General features: G+C 54.9%; 1 protein-coding gene. It reads right to left on the reverse strand.

Annotated elements, in window-relative coordinates; genetic code table 11:
- Window positions 1-25: 25 nt before the first annotated feature.
- Window positions 26-215 (reverse strand): hypothetical protein (locus tag AF337_RS44510; RefSeq protein ID WP_210168071.1); only part of this gene is annotated, 190 nt, incomplete at its 5' end.

Here is a 215-nt window from a genome sequence, read left to right on the forward strand (position 1 = left end):
GTAGTAGTCCACGAAGAACGGACTACTACGTCTCATCGATGACCGGGGCGGTGAAGGAGTGAGAGCCTAGCGCGGGCACGCCCGGTAGCAATGATAGGCGTGTCCGCAGCTTAAATGGGATCAGGGGCCTTCCCATCATGTATCGAAACCTCGTCTTGCCGAGATCGAATAATTGTAAATTGCCGCGTAGCTCGTCGATACGAGCAGCGGAAATG

The sequence above is a fragment of the Rhizobium ecuadorense genome (genome assembly GCF_001187535.1).
Classification (GTDB): domain Bacteria; phylum Pseudomonadota; class Alphaproteobacteria; order Rhizobiales; family Rhizobiaceae; genus Rhizobium; species Rhizobium ecuadorense.